Source organism: Gemmatimonas sp., from assembly GCF_044345575.1.
GTDB lineage: Bacteria > Gemmatimonadota > Gemmatimonadetes > Gemmatimonadales > Gemmatimonadaceae > Gemmatimonas.
Window position 1 is genome coordinate 1 of sequence record NZ_JBIJAW010000435.1, and the last position, 2,515, is coordinate 2,515.

Annotated in this window: 4 protein-coding genes and 1 pseudogene; 4 read left to right on the forward strand and 1 reads right to left on the reverse strand. The window is 67.1% G+C overall.

Annotated elements, in window-relative coordinates:
• Positions 1–199 (reverse strand): annotated as a pseudogene (locus tag ACIQ6O_RS16305) (gamma-glutamyltransferase); the annotation flags it as partial.
• 342 nt (positions 200–541) lie between these two features.
• Between ACIQ6O_RS16305 and rpsP the strand changes: the two are divergent.
• The 4 genes from rpsP to ACIQ6O_RS16325 all read left to right on the forward strand — a co-directional run.
• Positions 542–856: a 30S ribosomal protein S16 gene (gene rpsP, locus ACIQ6O_RS16310; RefSeq protein ID WP_396208827.1), complete on the forward strand. Its 315-nt coding sequence runs from the start codon at positions 542–544 to the stop codon at positions 854–856.
• A 13-nt stretch (positions 857–869) separates the two neighbouring features.
• Positions 870–1,388 (forward strand): ribosome maturation factor RimM, encoded by a 519-nt coding sequence (rimM, locus tag ACIQ6O_RS16315; protein WP_396208830.1) that lies wholly within the window; start codon positions 870–872, stop codon positions 1,386–1,388.
• A gap of 26 nt (positions 1,389–1,414) precedes the next feature.
• Positions 1,415–2,239 carry a tRNA (guanosine(37)-N1)-methyltransferase TrmD gene (gene trmD / locus ACIQ6O_RS16320; RefSeq protein WP_396208828.1) on the forward strand — a complete coding sequence of 275 codons (825 nt, stop codon included), beginning with the start codon at positions 1,415–1,417 and terminating at the stop codon, positions 2,237–2,239.
• On the forward strand, positions 2,236–2,515 hold a 280-nt coding region (locus tag ACIQ6O_RS16325), incomplete at its 3' end, for an asparaginase domain-containing protein (protein ID WP_396208829.1). The genes trmD and ACIQ6O_RS16325, both read left to right, overlap by 4 nt.

Sequence of the window (2,515 nt, forward strand, 5' to 3'; positions counted from 1 at the left end):
CATTGCCGCCGTTGGCGAGTACATCGCGACCTACCTGACTGGCGATGGCGCTGGCCGACACCACCATTCCGCGTGATGCCTCCACGGCCTGCGTGGTGCGGGGTGCGCCCTGCGCCCGTACCAACTTCGGCGCGATGAGCGTGAGGGCGGCGACGAGCACACCGAGGTGGCGGGCCGGGGAGCGTTGAGCGTGACGCATGGGGGCGGGGCAGGAGGCACAGAGAAAACGGATCATTGGAGATGATACGCCCCGACACGAACGACTGCTGCCGTAGGGACGGGGCCGGCGCTCTGCCCATACGGCGCGGGCGGCGACGACGCCCCGGTCTGAGAAGAAAGAGCAGAAATGTGATGCCTCGACGGGTGACTCCATGCCGCCGGTGCTCCTTGCGGGTTGAATCCGGGGTCGGCACTCAGTTAGCTTGAAAGGCTCCCCCACGCGGGGGACCGGGTGCACACCGGAAACGCCGGTGCCTGCGAGGAGCCCGGGGGCGACCAGATCCGGTCGCCGGCATGCGTACACACTGCCTGAGAGACTCCCATGGCCGTCAAGATCCGTCTCCGCCGTGAAGGCCGGAAGAAGACCCCGATGTACCGTATCGTCGTTGCCGATTCGCAGAGCCCGCGCGACGGCCGTTTCATCGAGATCCTCGGGCAGTACCAGCCGCGTGGTGGCGAGAACGCCATCAACCTCGACGTCGAGCGCGTGAACTACTGGCTCAACGTCGGCGCCCAGCCCACGGACACCGTGCGTTCGCTCATCCGCCGCGCTGGCATCCTCAAGGCGCGTCACGAAGCGCGTCTCGCCGCCAAGCTGCAGGCGTCCGCCGTGGCCATGCCGTCGGCCGAGGCCTGAGCTGGCTGAGTACATCGTCGTCGGCCGAGTGCGTCGCGCGCATGGTGTGCGCGGCGCCTGGGCTGTCGAATCGCTGAGCGATGCGCCGGACGTGATGCTTGCGTCCGGCGCTGTGCTTTTCGCCGGTGACCGCGAGGGCCATCTGTCCCCCGGCGCCGACGCGCAGCCGCTGCATATCGAGGACGGCCGCCCCATGAATAAGGAGTGGCTGGTGCGGGTGCGTGAGCTGGCCGACCGCGACATCGCCGACAGCTGGCGTGGGCGCTACCTGTTGGCCGACGCCGCCACGTTGCCCGAGCCCGACGAAGACGAGGTTTACGTGGGCGACCTCATCGGTATGCGGGTCGAGGTGGAGGGGCAGGGCCCGGTTGGTACCGTGCGCGATGTGTACGACGCGCCGCAGGGGTACATTCTCGAAGTCGAGACGGCCACCGGCCGCCCGCTGGTGCCGTTCACCGACGATCTTGTGGTTGCTGTCGACGACGAGGCGCGCGTGATCGTGTTCGCGCCGCTCGACGGCCTCTTCGACTGACCTGCCCGAGCCGCCGAGCGCCGCGCATGTTGCGCATCAACATCGTTACGATCTTCCCGGAGTTCTTCGCCGGTCCGCTCTCGCTGAGTATTCCGGCGAAGGCGGCGGCCGCGGGTGGCGTGCAATACCACCTCGTGAATCTGCGGGACTTCGCACACGACCGGCATCGCACCGTCGATGACTATCCGTTCGGCGGTGGGCCAGGGATGGTGATGAAGCCGGGGCCGTTCTTCGAAGCGGTCGAGTCGGTGGGCGCGAGGTCTCCCATCGTGCTGCTCTCGCCACGCGGGCGCCGGTTCTCACACGCCGACGCGATGCGCTTTGCCGCGGGTACGGAGCTCACGCTGCTCTGCGGGCATTACAAGGACATCGATGAACGGGTGGCGACGCATCTCGCCACCGAAGAACTGTCGCTTGGTGACTTCGTGCTGAGCGGCGGTGAGCCGGCCGCGTTGGCCATCGTGGATGCCACGGTGCGCCTGCTGCCGGGCGCGATGAGCGATCTCGAGAGCGCCCGCACCGATTCGTTTTTCGACCGCGGCATCAGTGCCCCGAGCTACACGCGTCCGGCGGAGTATCGCGGCCATGCAGTGCCCGAGGTGCTCGTAGGGGGCGATCACGCCAAGGTGGCGGCGTGGCGCGATACAGAAAGTCTGCGGCGTACCCGCGAGGCTGAAGCGCGTGATCGTCACGACTGGCAGGAGCGCGAAGCGCGTATCGCCGACCGTGAATCGGTGATCGCCGAAGCCGAGCGCATCGCCGCCGAGAAGGCCGCGAAAAAGGCGAGACAGCAGGCGGCCAAGGCGCGTGCTCGCGCGCGCACCGCCGCGCAATTGGGAGATACCCCATGAGTGTCCGCGTCTTTGTGACCGGTGGCACGTTCGACAAGGAATACGACGAACTCACCGGTACGCTGCACTTCGAAAACACGCATCTGCCAGAGATGTTGCGTCGCGGGCGCTGCATGCTCGATGTGCAGACCGAAGTGCTGATGATGATCGACAGCCTCGAGATGAAGGAGGCGCATCGCGCGCGTATCGTGCAGGCCTGTCGCGACGCCTCCGAATCGCGTCTCGTGATTACGCACGGCACTGACACCATGGTCGACACCGCACGGGTGCTCTCGG

What these genes read in the sequence shown, in the direction of transcription:
- rpsP (WP_396208827.1), top strand. Translation starts at nt 542, where the DNA reads ATGGCCGTCAAGATCCGTCTCCGCCGTGAAGGCCGGAAGAAGACCCCG.
- trmD (WP_396208828.1), top strand. Translation starts at nt 1,415, where the DNA reads ATGTTGCGCATCAACATCGTTACGATCTTCCCGGAGTTCTTCGCCGGT.